At 53.1% G+C, this 20,443-nt stretch carries 3 protein-coding genes; all 3 read right to left on the reverse strand.

What is annotated here, in order from left to right; genetic code table 11:
* Nucleotides 1-443 precede the first annotated feature (443 nt).
* Genes GWG06_RS25545 through GWG06_RS25555 form a run of 3 tightly spaced genes read right to left on the reverse strand, consistent with a single transcriptional unit; the run spans nucleotide 444 to nucleotide 20,434 of the window.
* Nucleotides 444-4,688: a beta-ketoacyl synthase N-terminal-like domain-containing protein gene (locus GWG06_RS25545; RefSeq protein ID WP_160717036.1), complete on the reverse strand. Its 4,245-nt coding sequence runs from the start codon at nucleotides 4,686-4,688 to the stop codon at nucleotides 444-446.
* 30 nt (nucleotides 4,689-4,718) lie between these two features.
* On the reverse strand, nucleotides 4,719-15,356 hold the full coding sequence (locus GWG06_RS25550; protein ID WP_160717038.1) for an SDR family NAD(P)-dependent oxidoreductase: 10,638 nt from the start codon (nucleotides 15,354-15,356) through the stop codon (nucleotides 4,719-4,721).
* 11 nt (nucleotides 15,357-15,367) lie between these two features.
* Nucleotides 15,368-20,434 carry a type I polyketide synthase gene (locus tag GWG06_RS25555; RefSeq protein ID WP_160717040.1) on the reverse strand — a complete coding sequence of 1,689 codons (5,067 nt, stop codon included), beginning with the start codon at nucleotides 20,432-20,434 and terminating at the stop codon, nucleotides 15,368-15,370.
* Nucleotides 20,435-20,443: the final 9 nt, after the last annotated feature.

Genomic DNA, 20,443 nt, shown 5'->3' on the forward strand with positions numbered 1-20,443 from the left:
CATAGTAACAGGGTTTTTACGTCGAAAAATTAATTAACAAATGGTCTCCGGAACGACAGATCGTTTTACTGTCTCATAAAAGCGGCAACAAATGGAGTTTAAAGTTTTTTCAATATGATACGGCTTCGCCTTTATATGTCACATAGGGTGAAACATAAATCCAGCAGTACGTGTGTCAGATTATAAACCAGTGCGACATTTTATAGTGTGATTAACAAAATCTGCAGCGGTCTAAAATTTTAGTGGTATCAATAATACTAAAGTAGGTAATTATATACAAAGTATCAAACGATGTGTATAAAAATCCCTGCTGCAATTATTATGCATACCTAATAATAATGTCAAAAACAATACGCTGCAAACATGCTACAGCAGGCACTTCCATCATTTCATAAAAAAATGTGAAAATTCATTCCGGAATTTTTCATGCTCATCATCTCCCTTCACTGTTGTTCGGAAACTAGTTGTTTCCCCGCATATAATTTTTCGCAGAATGATATGATCTCATCACATGATTCCGGCGCTGTCAGCAGCATCATATGATTGGGAGAAGCTACGTCAGTCATCATGAAATGTGGCAGTTGCCGTTCCCACTCTTCCCAGTAGTTCAGATGATCCAGTGCTGTGTACGCCGTATCAGACATGGTGAAATATGGTGATAATTCTCCATAGAACAATCCGCTGTCATTACGGAAGAAATAGCATTTCACTTCTTCCGGACACGGTAATGGCTGCACGGAGTAGCTGTCCAGCTGATAGCCCCGCTGCAGTTTGGTACTGTGCGCTATCAGCTGGTGCAGTTGCGCGGATGTTTTCTTCATCCCCCGCTGATTGGCGAGTTCCATCATGCGTTCGAAATACGCTTCATCCGTGATGTCCATACTCACCGCATCCCGGTGGATGAGGGTATCATATATCTTTTCAGGTTCATGTATCACGGATGAGAACAACATCATGTTTACTGCCTGCAGAATGCCCGTTTTATGGTTTGCATCCAGTGCATCCATTTTCAGCGCGGGACTGTAAACAGCATCCAGCATAACAATGCTGTTGACCGTCTCTCCCATTTCCTGCAGCTGCCGGGTGATTTCATATGCCAGTATACCACCGAGCGAATAGCCGCCCAGGTCGTAGGGGCCTTCCGGTTGCACTGACTGCAACGCATGTATGTAATAGGCTGCCATCGCCTGTATTCCCTGCAAGGGCATTCTGTCTGTCATCCAGCCGCGCGCCTGTATGCCATAAAACGGGCGGTGGCAATGCTGAGCAATACGCATATAAGACTCCACACCGCCTAACACCGGATGAAACCAGAAAACGGGTCTTCCTTTTCTAACCTGATTCAGGTGCAGCAGCTCCGGAAATTGTCTGGTTGCGGGTTTCCTGGCTACTGACAATGGTTGCTGCAATACCGGCTGCAAAGCCCGGCTGATATCATGCGCCGATCCGCTGAGCGCCATCCTGTCAAATGCTGCAACGGAAAATCCATGAGACTGCAACAGCTGTAACAGCTGCATCTGCTGGATAGAATCAAAACCATATTGCTGCAAAGGCTTATGCCTGTCAATTTCAAACGGTTGCAACCCTAACAGGCGGGCCAGTATACCGATCACTTCCTCCTCATTGCCCCCCTCTTCTATGATTGCAGCCGGCATTGTTTTCAATGGGGTAACCACCGGTGCATCTTCCATCCAGCATTTCCTTCTCTCGAACGGATATACGGGAAGCTGTATTTTCTGTACAGGCATATCTTTATGCAGTTGTTCCCATGCTACGGTTCCTCCTTTCACCCAGTAATGTGCGAGTTTTTCCGGGTTATTTTCTGCAATCAATGCATTGGCAACGGTTACAGCCAGCTGGCCCGACAGGAGGTCTGCCATATCCATGTCTGTGCTTTCCCTGGTATTCAGGAATACGGAGCCGTCAGCAGCTGCATCGTTACGAAGCAGCTGCAGGGCGTTCTGCAATCCCTGCACCAATGTTTCCTTTGAATCAGCCACCAGCGCCATCCTGCATGTCATGGCTTCGCGCCCCGCCTGCAGGGTGTATGCCAGGTCGGGCAGCCATATTTCTTTTTCTGTTGATATAAATGCTGACAGTTGTTCCACTACTGCTTCCAGTCTTTCCTTGTTTCTGGCAGACAGTACGATCACCTGCGGAGAAAAATAATCCGGCAGCCGGCGGGCATCTGCAGATGAAGTATATTCTTCTATTATAACATGTGCATTGGAGCCGCCTGCACCGAAAGAGCTGATAGCCGCGCGGCGGGGATCCGTCCCGTTTGCCGGCCAGTCGCCGGCTTCCTGCTGCAGGTAAAATGGCGTTTCTTCAAAACGGATATTAGGATTCAGTTTATCCGAATGCATCACAGGCGCCAGTTTTTTGTGCTGCAACTGCAGAACTGTTTTGATGAGCTGGGTGATACCTGACGCTGCTTCCGCATGACCGATATTGGATTTCACACTGCCTATTGCACAGCGTTTTTTTCCGGGCGCAGGTTTTCCGAATACCTTGTTCAGGGCTGTCATCTCAATGGCATCACCAAGGGCAGAGCCATTGGCAGCAGCTTCTACATAAGAGATAGTTGAAACAGGTATGCCTGCCGCCTTGAAATTATCTTCCATCAGCTGCACCTGCGCCTGCACGTTGGGAACGCTGTATCCGTTACTGTGTCCGCCATGGTTAACCGCTGTGGAGCGGATAACGGCAAGGATATTATCGTTGTCCTGCTCGGCCTGTGCCAATGGTTTGAGCAATACTGCACCTACGGCTTCTGCCGGCAGATAACCATCTCCGTCTGCGAAGCTCCTGCTGCTGATGTCGCTGCCCAGCATCTGCGCAATACCTAATCCTATATACTTCCCCGGATGCAGCGACAGGTTCACGCCTCCGACAATGGCCATCCCGCACTGACCTGCAGCCATGCTTTCACAGGCCATATGCAATGCCGTCAGCGCCGAAGAGCACATAGTATCTATCGCTACGCTGGGTCCCTGCAGGTTAAAGAAATAGGAAACCCGGTTAACAATGGCACTGTAAGAATGCAGCATCAGCATGGAATCCCGTGCAAGATCAGGGACCAGTGGCTGATATTGCTGATGCATGGCGCCTGCAAATACGCCTACCCTTGACTGGTATTTTTCCTGCAGCAGTGCGCGCGTATATCCGGCATTCTCCAGCAGCCGCCACACGGTTTCCAGAAAGAGGCGTTCGTTGGGATGCATACTGGCGGCCTCCCGCGGCGATATATTAAAGAACAGCGGATCAAACATCTCCACCTCCTCTACAAACCCACCCCACCGGCAAAAGGCTTTGCCCTGCTGCAAACTGTCATCCACGTAGTCTTCCGGCCGCCAACGGTCAGCAGGAATGGCTGTAATACCATCATAGCCCTGCAGCAGGTGCTGCCAGAATTCTTTTACACCGGAAGCTCCGGGAAAACGTCCTTCCATGGCGATAACAGCAATATCGGTTCTGCCCGCCGCAACGCGATGCCCCGGCTTCGGCGCAGCCGCGGGGGCTGGCGTAGCTGAGACGGTTGACTCTTCTCCTGTTTCCTTCACAAAGCGATGCGGGCATACATCAGCCAGGTATGCTGCCAGGGTGGTAATATTGGTATATTCAAACAAGAGTGTAGGCGATAACGTTATCTCCAGCTTTTTTTCGAGCGCCTGTACCAGTTCAAGCAGCCCGGGAGAATCCAATCCCATTTCATAATACCCTGCCTGTACATCTATGTGCCTTAGCGGTTTGTTCAGCCGCTCTGCCAGCCATTGACGCAGCAGGTTTTCCGCAGCTGTTACCGCGCGGCTGCCGGTGGCTGCAACAACTGCTGGTCCGGCTTCCGGCTGCTGTTGTACAGCGCTGCGTTCGGGATCTATCAGGCCGGTATCCCTCACCAGTTTACTGCTGAAGTTCTTCAGCTCCGCCAGCTTTTGTCCGGCGGCATTAAAAAACTCCAGCGTGAAACTGATCAGCTCTTCTTTTCGTTGTACGGTATCCGTTAGTATCCTCACCCAGCATTCCTGCTGCAGCAGTCCTGCTGCCCTGAATGACCCGTAAAACAAAGGCAGGAACAACCTTTCTTCCCCGGCGATGAGATGGCTGATGGCGGCTGCGCCTCCAATGGCGCTGGCATCGATCAGCGCAGGATGATACATGACGTCAGGTACGGCAGCAGCAGTAATTTTCATGATGGTTGCTGCCGGTGTATTGTAGATCCTGCCGGCTGCTTTCATGAGTCCCGTATGCATCATCTCGCGGCTGCGGCAGGCTGTATAGATGTCTTCCAGTTCTATAACGGAAACAGCCCGCTGTTCCACACCTGCGGTATCAAGTGTTTCTGTAAATACCACCGGTGTTGTCTGTTGCATGGCCGCTCTTACATAACGTTTCTTCCCTGCCGGTTTGCTATGATGCTGTTCCTCCCCGTCTACCAGTACCTGCCAGCGTCCCTGGCCGTCTTCAACGGCTTCGAGGCTGAGCAGTATCTCCGTTCCTGCTGCTACAATCAGCGGGTGATAAATACTGAGGTCATATAAGGTGAGCGTAGTAGGATCGAATCCCTTCTCCGCAAAAAACTGGTATATCATGTCTATGTATGCCAGGCCAGGTAGTATGGCCTGTCCGTAAATACGGTGATGATGAATAACCGGGTGATCTATATCGATAAAAAACTGATCCTGCATATATCCTGTCTTTTAATAACTGAAATAATTTTATTGGCCTGCCGTATATCTCTTTTTCCAGAAACCCTTTCCTCCGCCGGACGCATGTCCGTTATGGTGAGCAGCAGTGCTGCCTGTTTCCTGATGCTGCGGAACCGGCAGCGGCAAAGGTTCTCTGGTATGAGAGAGTTGACGTATATCCGTTCCTGTGGTAACGATCACATGTACATTGGTGCCGCCGTCGGCGAAGCAGTTAAGTCCTGCTACCGCCGGAGAAGCATTCCAGCTGCGCCGCTCCCGGCTGAACTCAAACGGAGATGCCGACAGGTCATAATGCCGCATCGCCTGCTGTCCTGATAAAAACGGCACCTGTTCGCGGTGGTGCAGCATCAGCAGTACTTTTATCAGACCAGCCATTCCTTCCGCGCATAACGGATGACCAATGTTCGGTTTGATACAACCCAGGCCGCACGGCACTTTCAGGCCATTGCGATATACTTCGCCGATGGCTTTCAGCTCCAGCAGGTCCGTCACCTCTGTGCCGGAGCCGTTTGCCTCTATGTAACTGATATCTGTTGCATGGTAGCCGCTACGCTGCAATGCCTGCTGCATCACTTCTTTCTGCGCCTGCAGGTTCGGGCTGGCCGGGCCGGGTGTACGACCGTCGTTATTCACGGCGACCGCGCGGATAACGCCGTAGATACGATCGCCTGCTGCTTCCGCATCTTCCATCCGCTTCAGCATCACCATGCCTGCCCCTTCGGACAGCAACACACCGGAAGCCCTTTCATCAAACACATGGAAGAAGCCGCTGTTATTCAGCAAACCACGCTGTCCGAATAAATGCAACGCTGCGCCGCCTTCCAGCAGACTAACTCCTCCCGCCAACGCAGTATCTATGTCTCCGGTTTGCAGCGCCTGGCAGGCCATATGCAAAGACACCAGCGCGCTGGAGCAGGCAGTATCCACTACCACTGCAGGACCGCGCAGGTCAAAAAACTGGCTGATGTTGGCAGCCAGGTAATTTTGTCCTACCGCCACTACCGGATTGCGGGCGGCTGATAATGCTGCTGTTGACGGCTGATGATGACTGCGGCCTCCAATGTATACCCCTGTGCGGCTGCCTTTGAATTCGGTATGGCGATAACCGGCATGGTATACCACCCGCAGACTTTCTTCCAGCAACAGCAACGCCTGGGGGTCCATCGCTGCTGCATCTGCCGGCGGTATTAAAAAGAAACCGGCGTCTATCGTTTTCCTGTTTCCGAGTATGCCGCCATAAACGGGCTGCCCCTCCTGTGTAACATTTACCTGCGTAATTCCGCTGCGGCCGCCAGATAACAGATCCCAATAGGCATCCAGGTTATCAGCGCCCGCAAAGCGGCACGACATACCCACTACGGCAATATCGCCGGAAGGGCGCGCCGGCGGCGGCTGCCGGCGTACAGTGGCCACCGGCGCCGTAACAGCGGCAGGGGGCAGTATGGCATCTTCAGGAGTATGCTCTCCGGCGAGATGCGCCAGCGCTGCGCCATGATGCGTTACCAGCCAGCCGGACAGCGACGATAAAGTCGGGTATTCATATAACAGCGACGGGTCCAGCGGTGCGGGTATTTCCTGGTTGATCCGGCGCAGCAGCTGCGCCAGCAGAATCGAGTCTACCCCATAATCCTGGAACACAGTATCTGTATCCAGTTTACTGACAGGTATTTTCAATTCCCTGCTGAACAATTCCAGCAACCACTGCGTAATGGCTGACGGATGCGCAACACTGCTACCGGGTTCCTGTTTAATTCCTTCCCGTACAGGAACAATTACCTGCGAACGGCTTAGTAAACGGTGTGGCGCGAATACCTGCGGATCAGCTATGGCCGCCATTATTACCCCACGGCGACCACTTTGCAATACCTGGTCCAGCAAGGACAGTCCTTCTGTATTCAATAAAGTCAGCAAGCCGCTGTCCTGGTATGCTTTTGATGTAGCCTCGCCCATTCCCGTTTCTTTCCAGCTGGGCCATTGTATGCTGACCAGCGGGCTGGCGCCGGTGTGGGCGGCAGACAAATAATCCATGTAGGCGTTCCCCATGACATAATCGCTCTGACCTGCACCCAGCGAGGGTATGATTGCTGACACGGAAGAAAACAACACAAAGCAGCGCAGGGAGCGGTCACGGAAAATGCTGTACAGCGCGTCCAGTCCGGCTACTTTCGGAGACATGACCGCTTCCATATCTTCCTTACGTTTACGGATAAACGCCGGATCCCGGAAGTCCATGCTGCCGGCGCTGTGAATGACCCCGGCAATACGCCCCAGTGTCTTTTCCAGCTGTGCCAGCTGCTGTTCCAGGGCTGGCCTGTCTGTAAGCGGCGTATTAATCACTTCTACCTCCGCTCCCAGCCTGGTCAGCGATACCAGCCTGGGATCGTCCGGTGACAGCCGCTGACGGCCCAGCAGTATTAATTTTTTTACGCCATAGCGTGTAATAAAATGTTCTGCGCAGAGATAACCGATGCCACGTGTGCCGCCGGTAATCAGCAACGCTTCCTCCGGATGGAATTGTAAGCGACCGGCATCTTCCGCCGGTGGCAGTGAAACTTCTGACAATACAGCTTGGTAACGCACGCCATCGCGGTAAGCAATGGCTATCTCTTCACCGGCATGATGATATTCCTGTGCAATCAATGCTGCCAGCTCGTTGTCCGGCAGATCCGGGGTTGCATCCATATGGCGGGAACGCAGCTGCCGATACTCGCTTTGCAACATGCGGAATAAACCCGCCGCGAAAGCGCCGCCCGGACGCACGCCGGCATCGGGAAACGCTTCCAGGCCACGGCTTACTGCCAGCAGCAGGCCGCTATTCTCCCTCGCTTCCTCTGTCAGCTGTTGCAGCACTGGCAGCCAGCGGTCCATAGATACCGGTTGCACGCTGCATCCTGTAAGATCAATACAGCCGCTGTATCCCGTATTATTAAATGTGGTTGTTGTGCTGATATTCAAAATATAACTGCCGGAGAAGTGGGCAGCCAGTGCCGCTGCCAGTCGTTGCGTATCCTCGGCGGCAATAATGATGACCGGCTGCGTGACCGCAGTAGCAGACGTAATCTCCGTTGCTTCTTCCCATTGTTTCTCCAGGAAAAAGGCGCGACGCCCTACTGCCTGAATTTCGTTTGTGCGTTCCTGTGGTAAAGGCATCGCAGGCAGGGAAGACAGCATATCCGGTATCCAGTAACGTTCACGGGCAAACGGATAAGCAGGAAGACTTATCTTCCGGGGTTTTACAGCATCATACAATTGCTCCCAGTCAAATGAGAACCCTTTCACCCAGAGTTCCAGCAGTTTATCATACTTCCCTTTCCGGATCCAGGCATCGATGGTATGCTGCATGTCTTCATCGGCAGTGAACAGGCTCCAGGTGTCTTTATTACCTTTGGCCCTTCCTCGGTAACATTGCAGGATAGCGGGTTCTCCGGCTATATACTGTGTTAGTTTCTCCTGCAGCGACTGTACCGAACTAACGATAAACCCTGTACGTTCTTCCATAACTTCCCGGCCTGTCTGCAGCGTATACGCTATACGGGACAGATCTTCCGCCGTCAGCCCTTCCTGCTGCACAAAAGACAACAGCTGCTCCGCCAGCTGTTTAAGCTCTGCTTCGTATCTGGCTGACAGTACAATCATTACAGGGTGACTGCTGTTATATGCAGGAGCAGATGCAGCAGGAACATATTCTTCCACGATGATATGCGCATTGCTGCCGCCGGCGCCGAATGCAGAGATACCCGCCAGCCGGGGATACTCCGCTGTGCGCCCGTTGATTTCAATCACCGGGCGCTCCCAGCTGCCGCCCGTCTGCTGTACAAAGAATGGGGAAGCGCCGAAATCAATATGCGGGTTCAGGCTGGCAGCATGCAGGGAAGGCGCCAGGTAGCGGTGCTTCATCTGCAGTAATACTTTGGTGAGTCCTGCAATACCTGCGGCGCTTTCGCAATGGCCGATATTTGATTTAACGGCTCCGATCGCACAGAACTGCGTATCGGCAGTATGCTCACGGAAAGCCTTGCTCAATCCTGTAATCTCTATCGGGTCGCCCAGGGAAGTCCCTGTCCCGTGCGCTTCAATATAGCTGATCATACGGGCATCCAGTCCGGCTTCATTCAGCGCCTGTTTAATGACTGCTGCCTGGGCATTAGGATTCGGAACCGTATAGCCATTGGTTTTACCGCCGTGGTTCACAGCGGTGCCACGGATCACGCCATAGATATGATCGTTGTCAGCAATAGCTTTATCGAGCGGTTTCAGCAGCACTGCGCCGATGCCTTCTCCCGGAACATAGCCATCACCGCCGGCTCCGAAGCTTTCACATTTTCCGTTGGCAGACACAAATTTGCCCTGTCCGAGCATCAGGTATTTGTTCGGATGTACAGATACATTGACCCCACCGGCAACCGCCACCTCGCACTCGCCCAGCTGCAGGCTTTTACAGGCCAGGTGCAGGGCGGTAAGGGAAGAAGAACACATCGTATCTATAGCCATGCTGGGCCCGTGGAAATTGCAGTAATAAGATACCCGGTTGGCGATAGAAGAAGGATTACCCGGAATAGCGAGCGGATACCCCATAGCAGTCAGCTGCGCACCATAGAGCTGGTATTCTTCGTACATCACACCGACAAAAACACCGGCACTTTTCTGAAGCGATGCCAGCCGGTCGCGCGTGTATCCTGCATCTTCGAGGGTTTCATATACACATTGCAGGAACAGGCGCTCCTGCGGATCTATCATTTCAGCTTCTCTGGGAGAAATATTAAAGAACAACGGATCGAACTCCTCTACGCCATTCACAAATCCGCCCCACTTACTATATGTTTTCCCTGGCTTATGTTTATCTTCATCAAAATACAACCGGTAATCCCAGCGCCCGGCAGGAATCTCTGTCACGCTGTCTTTCCCTCCTTTCAGATTTTCCCAGAACTGCCGTACATTATCCGCGCCGGGATAACGGCCAGCCAGGCCAATCACCGCAATTTCCGGGAAGGTGGCTTTCGTTTCCTTTGCAGCTGGAGATGATGTAACCGCAAAGCGCCGGCGTCTGCTGCTGCTCTGCTGTACAGCCTGTTGCAGGAGTGCTTTCCCGGCTGCCGGTGATTTCGTATAATCGTCAGCGTTATCATCAGTATGCAACAGTTTTGTGAGTGCGCTCTCGTAAGCATGCAGGAAGTATCGTGTCAGCTCACGGATATTCTGGTATTCAAAGAACAGTGTTTTTGACAGCGAGCCGAATACCTGCTCCAGGTGATTGGTGAGCTGCAGCACCATGATAGAGTCGATCCCGTAATTTTCAAAGGGAGCGTCTGCATCGATAGCATCAGCCGGTAGTTTAATGACTGCTGAGAGCAGCTCCTTCAAATACCTGACAGCCTTTTCTTCTGTGTTATCGCGGGTGGCGACAGCCGGCAATGGTTCCTGTTCCGGTGTGGTGGCTGCCGGCCTTTGCTGCACCATAGCGCGTATCCTGTGCAGGTCGCCGGCCATGACCATTACCTGGGCATTATCACCAGCCATACTGCTGTAAAATGCCTGTATGCCATCAACAGTATCCATCGCCACAATACCCATATCACGTTCCCAGATACCTGCCTTGGCTGCATCTACCTGCATACCGCCATCTTTCCACAGCGGCCAGTTAACAGATAGCGTTTTACCCTGCCGCCGGCCGCTGGCAGTCAGCTCCTGCCGGTAAAGGGCATACGCATCCATAAAGGCATTGGCAGCGGCATAGTCGGCCTGGCCTACATTGCCGGTAACACCGGTACCGGAAGAGAAGCAGACAAAGAAATCAAGCGGCAGCTGCCGGGTGGCTTCATCCAGGTGTATCAGCCCTGCTGCCTTTGGTGATAAAACATCCAGCAGTTCAGCAGTTGTTTTCTTCAGTATAAAACTGTCGCGCAGTACACCAGCGCTATGAATGATGCCATCCAGGCGGTTATAGCGGGCTATAATATGCTGCACCAGTTCTTCCGCCTGTTGCGGATCGCTTATATCTGCCTGCAGATAAATCCGGTTGCCGGTAAGCAGTGTTTCTTTTTCGGGAGATAAAACAGAACGGCCGCACAGGATAACCGTTGCATCCGGCGCTGCTGCGGTAATAGCTTCGGCAAACAGGGCGCCCAGACCGCCGGCGCCGCCGGTGATCAGATACACGCCATCATGCTTCCAGGGAAGTGCTGCCGGCTGTTCCGGTGTGGTGATTTCGTTCCATGACAAAATCAACCTGCGATCATCTTCATAACGGATATGTGCATCCGTAAAGCATTGCGCATCCTGCTGCAACTTATTCATACATGCAGCAGTATCTGTTACCGCAGGCATGCTGATACACTGTCCGGCAAACAACGGATTTTCCAGCCGGGCAGTATTAAGCAGCCCTGCCAGTCCGGCAAGCGGCCGCTCTTCCGGCTGATCGCCTGTCAGCAGCTGCAGCAGTACTTTCTTTCCGGGCCTACCCAGAAATATGCGCTGAATGATCTGCAGCAACTGTACGGCATACTGTGAAAAACGCTGATCCATTGCCGGCGTATCGCTGGTCAGTACCTGATACTGTATACCTGCGGGAATGCAATGCTCATCAATACCTGCAAGACCACAATTAATTACCAGACGTTGTTCGTAATCAGACAGCGGTAGCTGCGGTACAGCTTCCTGTGCTATCCAGAATGGCCGGGCCAGCAATACGCCATTGGCTGCCGGGGCTGCCACACTTTCAACAGCCCTGGCTGACAGCCCTTTCAGGCTTACGCATATTTCCCCGTTCTCTTTACACAGGTCAATATCTGATTGCCGCAAGGTACCGGTATCACGGGAACGGATATACGCCCACGTCACGGCTTCGCAATTATCGTATATCTCCATAGCATCCAGCGCAAAAGGCAATGCAGCTCCCTGTCCTGCCGCATCCGTAAAAAGCGCTACTGATGCCTGCAAGGCGGCATCCATCAGGGCAGGATGCAGCGGGTATTGCTGCCGGGTATCTGCAATCGCGGAGGGCAGTGTCAGTCTTGCGAGCACTTCTCCAGTTCCGGCATAAATATTTTCTACTGCTTTATGTCCCGGTCCATAGCGGAAACCAGCAGTATCAAATTTTTCATACAGCTCAGCGCCTGACAGCTGATGAGGACAGCGGTCCCTCACTGCTGACAAATCCCATACAGCAGCCTGCGTCGCCGCCACAAGTATACCACGGCCCTGCGAATGCACTACTGCAGACCCGCCTGCTGCTTCAGTATATACTTCATATCCCAGCTCCCCGTTATCTTCCTGATAAACGCCTGTATGCACCGACACCGGCTGATTGTCCGCTACTAACGGGGTCGCCCATACGATATTCTTAAAGTGCAGTGCCATACCTTCCTGCTGTTCCAGCCCTGTTGCATATGATACCGCAGCACGCGCCATTTCCAGGTAGGCCACACCGGGGAGTATACGACGGCCCTGTACCACATGGTCGGCCAGGAAAAATTCATTCCCGCTGAAGGTACTGCTGTAGCGCTGTTCAGACAGGTCGGATGTATTCCGGTGCAACAGCGGGTGAAGTACAGCAACGGCTGGTTGTCCGGTTGACAAAGACGGATCATGTTCCGGTATCCAGTAACGTTCACGGGCAAACGGATATGCCGGAAGGCTAATGCGCTGCGGATGTCCGGAGGGGTATAACAATAACCAGTCTATCTCCAGTCCTTTCACCCATAATTCTGCCGCCTTTTTCAGCTGTCCCTTCTGTAACCATTGCCTCACCAGCATTCCCCAGTCTTCATCACCAGAAAACAGCTGCAGCATGTCCTGGCCTGCCTTTACCTGTCCTTCAGCAATACCGGGGATGTTTGTCTGCCCCTTTACAAATGCCTGCAGTTGTTCTATCAGTCCTGCCACATCTTCCATCATGAACACCACCCGTTGCTCCAGTGCTACACGGCCTGTTTGCAGTGTAAATGCGAGATCGGCAGGATGGATCGCTTCCGGATAATGCTGTAACCGCTGCAGCAACCTGCCCGCATAGGCCAGCAGGCGTTCCCGGTTCTTAGCCGACAACGGCACCAGGTAACGGCCGGAAACAGGCTGCGGGGACGGAGTTGCAGCGGCAGGAATATATTCTTCAAGGATAACATGTGCATTGGTGCCGGTAGCGCCGAATGAGCTGACGGCCGCGCGGCGGGGCAACAGCTGTACGCCGGCTTCCGTCATTATTTGCGGCGCATGCCATACTGCCTTCTCCTGTTGTACATAAAACGGAGAAGAGGCAAAATCGATGTAAGGATTCAGCTCCTGCGCATGCAGTGAAGGTGTCAGCGTTTTATGATATAACTGCAACACAGCCTTTGACAGGCCGGAGATACCGGCTGCCGCTTCCGCATGGCCTATATTCGATTTTACGGAACCGATGGCGCAATACTGTTTATCAGCAGTATATTGTCCGTAAGCCTTTACCAGACCCTGTATCTCTATCGGATCTCCCAGCGAAGTACCCGTGCCATGCGCTTCCACATAGGAGATGGTACGCGGATGGATGCCTGTCTTCTCCAGACAGGATACAATCATATCCGCCTGTGCCACCGGGCTGGGCACTGTAATTCCGCTGGCAGTGCCGCCATGATTGATGCTGCTGCCTTTGATAACGGCGTAAATATGGTCATGGTCCTGTATCGCCTGCTGCAGGGGTTTTAGTAACACCGCCGCAGCGCACTCACCGGAAACATAGCCATCGCCGTCTTTTCCGAAAGTATGGCAATAACCGTCGCTGGAATGCATGTCTGATAATCCGTAAGACAGGTACTTACCCGGATGCAGCGCCAGGTTAACACCGCCGGCCAGCGCCACGCTGCTTTCTCCGTTACGTATACTTTCCAGCGCCAGGTGCATGGCAACGAGGGAGGAAGAACAAACGGTATCAACTGCCATACTGGGGCCATGAAAATTGCAGCAGTATGAAACGCGGTTGGCAATAGGCGCATAGTTCAATGACAGGGGAAATTTGTTTCCCGCGGCCATAGAAGCGGCTCCTATCAGCGCATAATCTTTGTGCATCACACCCACAAAAACACCTACCTTATTTCGTTTATCAGTACCTGTCAGCATTTTAGGCGTATAGCCCGCATCTTCCATGGTTTCCCAGCAGACTTCAAGAAACTGCCGTTCCTGCGGGTCCATGATTTCTGCTTCTCTCGGAGATATTTTAAAAAAGGCAGGATCAAAGCGGTCCACATCTTTCATGAAGCCGCCCCACCTGGAAATCTGTTTTCCCGAAGGGGATTTCAATCCTTCATAAGTACGCCAGTTCCATCGCTCCTGCGGCACTTCCGTTATACAGTCCTTGCCGTTCATCAGGTTTTCCCAGAAGGTAGCTATATCTTCAGCGCCGGGATACCGGCCGGCAATACCAATAACGGCTATATCGGTAACGGCTGTACGCTGAGGCTGAAGCGGAGGTTCGTGTTCAGGTACCTGCGCTGTCACTACCGGAGACTGTACTGCCGTAACCGGCACTGTGACAGTTTGCTGGCCGAAGCTGGCCGGATAGCTGCCGGTAAGATATGCCGCCAGTGTGGTAATGGTCGTGTATTCAAATAACAGCGTAGGCGATAGTGCTGTTCCTGTTTTCTTTTCAATTTCCTGTACCAGCTCGAGCAACCCTGGCGAGTCCAGGCCCATTTCATAGTATCCCGAATGTATATCTATCAGATGCGCGGGCCGGTTCAGCCGCTGCGCCAGCAGTTCTTTCAGAAATGCTGCGGCATCGCCGGAATCAGCCGTTTGCAGATGCGGGTTCACCGGAGCTGTAGCAGCGGTTGTAACAGGGATTGCCGGTCTGTCATCCCCGTTCATCAGTGCAGCATCTCTGACGAGCTTATTGGTAAAGTTGCGGAGTTCTCCTACCTTATTGCCGGCAGCGTCAAAAAATTCCATCGTGATGGCCAGCAATTCATCTTTACGTATAGCCGACGACGTAAGTACGCGGGTAAAACAGCTTTCGCCCAGTAATGCGGCAGCCCGGAATGATTCCATGGAAAGCGGCAGGAACAGGCGTTCTTCTCCGTTCATCAGCGGAGCAAACAGTAAGGCGCTGCCGGCGCCGCTGCCATCTATCAGCACAGGGTTGAACATATAGGCATCTGCAGTCTGCAATGCCTCTTCTCCGAGCATGGCGTGTACCACAATACCGGTATCAGTATGAAATATTTTTCCATCGGCTTTCATAAAACCGGTGTGCAGCATATCGCGACTGCGGCAGGCTGCATAGATGTCTTCCAGATCAATAACAACGGCAGCGGTTTGTTCCAGGGTGGCGATGTCCAGGGTTTCTGTAAATACCAGCGGCGCTGTTTGCCGCATGGTAGCGGTAACATACCGCTTCTTTACAGCATCTGGCTTTTGCTGCCGGCCTTCTATCAATACCTGCCACTGCCCTGTCTGTTGTGCTGTACAGGTAATATCCAGTAACACAGGTATTTCCTCATTCACAATAAGCGGATGATAAATACTGAGATGCTGTAGCTCAAGTTGATTATACTGGTAGCCCTGCTCCCGGAAGAGCTGGTACAGCAGGTCTATATAGGCCAGTCCGGGAAGCAGCGACTGCCCGTAGACTTTATGATCGCGTAATATGGGATGATCGATATTTATCAGCAATTGGTCTTTCATGATTTTTCTGATTAATCCTGATGAACAGCTTTTTCAGCAGATGGTATTTTTTTCCAGGCATTCGTTGCCTGCGGAACAGCTACAGGTCTATTACTGCCTTCCTGTGTCCGCGCAGCGGGTGGCAGTGGCAAAGGTTCTCTGGTATGAGACAGTTGGCGTATATCCGTTCCTGTGGTAACGATTACATGTACATTGGTGCCGCCGTCGGCGAAGCAGTTAAGTCCCGCTACCGCCGGAGAAGCATTCCAGCTGCGCCGCTCCCGGCTGAACTCAAACGGAGATGCCGACAGGTCATAATGCCGCATCGCCTGCTGTCCAGATAAAAATGGCACCTGTTCGCGGTGGTGCAGCATCAGCAGCACTTTTATCAGACCCGCCATGCCTTCCGCGCATAACGGATGGCCAATGTTCGGCTTGATACAGCCCAGGCCACACGGTACTTTCAGGCCATTGCGATATACTTCGCCGATGGCTTTCAGCTCCAGCAGGTCCGTCACTTCTGTGCCGGAGCCGTTTGCCTCTATGTAACTGATATCCGTTGCATCATAGCCACTGCGCTGCAATGCCTGCTGCATCACCTCTTTCTGCGCCTGCAGGTTCGGGCTGGCCGGGCCGGGTGTACGACCGTCGTTATTCACGGCGACCGCGCGGATAACGCCGTAGATACGATCGCCTGCTGCTTCCGCATCTTCCAGCCGCTTCAGCATCACCATGCCTGCCCCTTCGGACAGCAACACACCGGAAGCTCTTTCATCAAACACATGGAAGAAGCCACTGTTATTCAGCAGGCCACGCTGTCCGAATAAATGCAACGCTGCGCCGCCTTCCAGCAGGGTAATGCCGCCGGCCAGCGCGGTGTCTATGTCTCCGGTTTGCAGCGCCTGGCAGGCCATATGCAGGGAAACCAGCGCGCTGGAGCAGGCAGTATCCACTACCACTGCAGGGCCACGCAGGTCAAAGAACTGGCTGATATTGGCAGACAGATAATTTTGTCCGACCGCCACTACCGGGTTGCGGGCGGCTGATAATGCTGCTGATGATGGTTGATGCTGACTGCGGCCTCCGATGTATACCCCTGTGCGGCTGCCTTTGAATTCAGTATGACGATAACCGGCATGGTACATTACCTGCAGACTTTCTTCCAGCAACAGCAACGCCTGGGGGTCCATCGCTGCTGCATCTGCCGGCGGTATTAAAAAGAAATCCGTATCCATTGTTTTTTTACTGCTCAGCATACCGCCGTAAACAGGCTGCCCCTCCTGTGTAACATTTACCTGCGTGATTCCACTGCGGCCACCAGATAACAGGTCCCAGTAGGCATCCAGGTTATCAGCGCCCGCAAAGCGGCACGACATACCCACTACGGCAATATCGCCGGAAAGGCGCGCCGGCTGCTGCTGCCGGCGTACAGTTGCCACCGGCACAGTAACAGCAGCTGGCAGCTGCATAGTATCTTCAGCAGCACCATCTCCGGTGACATTCGCCAGGGCTGCACCATGATGCGTTACCAACCAGCCGGATAGCGATGATAAAGTCGGATACTCATATAACAGCGACGGGTCCAGCGGTGCAGGTATTTCCTGGTTGATCCGGCGCAGCAGCTGCGCCAGCAGGATAGAGTCTACTCCATAATCCTGAAATGCAGTGTCCGCATCCAGTTTGTTGACAGGTATTTTCAGTTCTTTGCTGAACAGTTCCAGCAACCATTGCGTAGCTGCTGATAAGAGCGAAGTACCGGGGAGCGTTTCTTTTTGCACAGGCGATGATACATTGACTGAAATGACGGCCTGCGGCCGTGTCAGCAACTGTGCAGGCACAAACATCTGTGGATCAGCCACCACCGGCATTATCACGCCACGGCGACCGCTTTGCAATACCTGATCCAATAAAGACAATCCTTCTGTATTCAACAATGTCAGCAGGCCGCTGTCCTGGTACGCTCTGGTGGTCACCTCTCCCATTCCTGTCTCTTTCCAGCTGGGCCACTGTATGCTGACCAGCGGACATACACCGGTATGGGCTGCAGCCAGGTAATCCATATAGGCGTTGGCCATCACATAATCGGCCTGACCGGCACCCAGCGCCGGTACGATCGCTGATACCGAAGAGAACAATACAAAGCAATGCAGCGGGCGGTCACGGAAGATGCTGTACAGGACATCCAGGCCGGCTACCTTGGGAGATAATACCGCGGCGATGTCTTCCTTACGTTTACGGATAAACGCAGGATTATGCGGATCTGTCAGCCCGGCGCTATGTATCACTCCTGCTATGCGGCCTATCCCCGCTTCCAGCCGGGCCAGCTCCCATTCCAGTGCGGGTTGGTCCGTGAGCGGAGTATTGATCACTTCCACCGTTGCCCCCGCATTGGTGAGCGTTGTCAGCCGCGGATCATCAGCAGCGAGTGGCTGACGGCTCAGCAGTATTATTTTCTTTACACCGTAGTGCGTAACAAAATGTTTTGCGCAGAGATAACCAATACCGCGGGTGCCACCGGTAATCAGCAACGCTTCATCCGGATGAAACCGGAGGCGGCTGGCAGCCGGTGGCAGCGCCACCTCAGATAGCACCGCCTGGTAGCGGGTACCATTACGCCAGGCAATGGCGATCTCCTCACCGGCATGATGATATTCCTGTGCAATCAATGCTGCCAGTTCGTTGTCCGGCAGTGCTGCCGGTGCATCCATATGACGGGAACGCAGCTGCCGGTATTCGCTTTGCAGCATCCTGAACAGCCCTGCTGCCAGAGCGCCGTTTAAGGAATGGCCGGCGCTGTCTGCTGCCTCCAGGCCGCGGCTTACTGCCAGCAGCAGGCTGCCGCTTTCTTTGGCTTCCTCCGCCAGCATTTGCTGTAATGGCAGCCACCAGTCTGCTGACAGCGATTGTGTGCTGCATCCTGTAAGATCAATGCAACCGCTGTACGCTGTCTGGTTATATGTTGGCGCTGTATCGGCATATAGGATCCGGCTACCCGGAAAGTGAGCAGCCACCGCTTCTGCCAGTGATTGCGTATCCGCTGCGGATACAATTATCAGCGAGCGGGCAGCCGTTAGAGAAGGGTTAACCGGAGCTGCCACTTCCCATTGCTTCTCCAGAAAATAAGCACGGCGCGGTGCTGCCGGTGCTGCGTTTATACGTTCCTGTGATAACGGTGCTGCCGGAATATCCGGCACCCAATAACGTTCACGGGCAAACGGATATGTGGGAAGACTTATCCTGCGGGGTTTTACAGTATCGTATAGTTGCTCCCAGCCGAAAGCAGCTCCCTGTATCCAGCGCTCAGCAATCTTTAACCAGTCCTTATGCCGCCCGAATGTATCCAGCAGTGTTGCGTGTTCTGCTGCTGTCAGTGTTTTCGTTTTTACACCGCTTCCCTGCAGCAGACCTGTTACACTGTTGCCTTCCAGGAAGCCCTGCAGTTTTTCCAGCAGCTGCTCTTTTGTGTCTGCCGTAAAGGCCAGGCGATGCTCCATAGGTTGCCGCCCCACCTGCAGGGTGTATGCAACATCCTGTAAGTGCAGCGTATCCGTTGAACTGCAATGCCGGAATAAGGAAGCAGCATATTCTTTCAGCTGCTCTTCGCTTCTGGCAGACAATACAAAAAGCGATGGACCGCCGGAGGCAGTAGCGGTGCTTCTTTGCGATATGTATTCCTCTATTACCAGATGCGCATTGGTGCCGCTGTACCCGAAAGAGCTGACAGCAGCACGGCGCTTTTCTCCGGCTGTAGTCCAGGGCCGGAGGGAAGTATTTACATAAAAGGGGGATGTTTCAAAATCGAAATGCTCGTTATGCGTTGAAAAATGCAGGGTGGGCACCAGCTGTTTATGCTGCATGGCCAGTAGTACTTTTTGCACGCTGGCCACGCCTGCCGCCGCAGATGTATGGCCTATATTGCTTTTTACGGAGCCCAGCGCACAGAAATGACGCAGGTCCGTTTTCTCCCTGAAAACAGCCGCCAGCGCTTCCAGCTCAATAGGATCGCCCAGTTTGGTACCGGTGCCATGCATCTCTACATAGCTGATACTCTGTGGCGCAATGTTGTATCTGTTATATACATCGCGTTCCAGTTCTATCTGGCTGTTGATGCTGGGAGCGGTCATACCATTGGTTTTCCCGTCCTGGTTGATACCTGAACCGATAATGACGCCATATATGTTATCATTATCGGCCACCGCATCCTTTAATCTTTTCAGCACCAGCGTGCCGGCGCCTTCTCCGGGCACAAAGCCGTTGGCGCCGTTATCGAATGTTTTGCAGCGGCCTTCTGGCGACAGCATGCCCGCGCCACACATGCCCATATACGACTCCACGGTAAGGTAGAGGGTAACCCCTCCCGCAAGCGCCATATCCACTTCGCCGTTCAGCAATGCCTGGCAGGCCAGGTGCGTAGCTACCAGCGAAGAAGAGCAGGCCGTATCAATCGCAATGGCGGGGCCTTTCAGGTTAAGTGAATAAGATACCCTGGCCGCGGCGATAGAAAAACTGTTGCCTGTAATATTGGCGGACGGCGCCTGGCTTTTATACTGCAATACACTGTACTCGTTACTCATAATACCCAGGTATACGCCGCATTTCCTGTTGCTTAACATCTGCCGCGTATATCCGGCATCTTCAAATGCATGATAGGCTTCCTGCAGGAACAGGCGCTGCTGCGGGTCCATTCCTTCTGCTTCCAGCGGTGTAATGCCAAAGAACAGCGGATCAAACATCGCAATATCATCGAGTGCACCCAGCCATTTGCAATACACCTTTCCCGGCTGATAAGGCAGCGGTGCGAAATAGGCGTTCACATCCCAGCGGTCGGCCGGTACTTCACGCACAGCATCCTTCCCCTGCGCCAGGTTATCCCAGTATTGGTGCAGACCGGCAGCGCCGGGGTAACGGCCCGACATACCGACTATGGCTATACGTTCTGCCGCGTCTATTGACGTATATGCCTCTCCGTTAGCAACCTGCTGTTCCGGCGCGTTTTTCACAGCGCCTGCGGCCTGCTTCAGTTCCGCCAGCTTCTCCCTGGCTTCCGTTATACTTATCTTTCCAGCCTGCAAGGCTTCCAGCACTGCTTTTGCACTCATATAGTCCGC

Source organism: Chitinophaga solisilvae (genome assembly GCF_009928525.1).
In the GTDB taxonomy this organism is placed as follows: domain Bacteria; phylum Bacteroidota; class Bacteroidia; order Chitinophagales; family Chitinophagaceae; genus Chitinophaga; species Chitinophaga solisilvae.

Bases quoted from the DNA above. Each gene is read 5' to 3' on its own strand.
- GWG06_RS25545 (WP_160717036.1), bottom strand. From the start codon at position 4,688: ATGCAGGATCAGTTTTTTATCGATATAGATCACCCGGTTATTCATCAT.
- GWG06_RS25550 (WP_160717038.1), bottom strand. From the start codon at position 15,356: ATGAAAGACCAATTGCTGATAAATATCGATCATCCCATATTACGCGAT.
- GWG06_RS25555 (WP_160717040.1), bottom strand. From the start codon at position 20,434: ATGAGTGCAAAAGCAGTGCTGGAAGCCTTGCAGGCTGGAAAGATAAGT.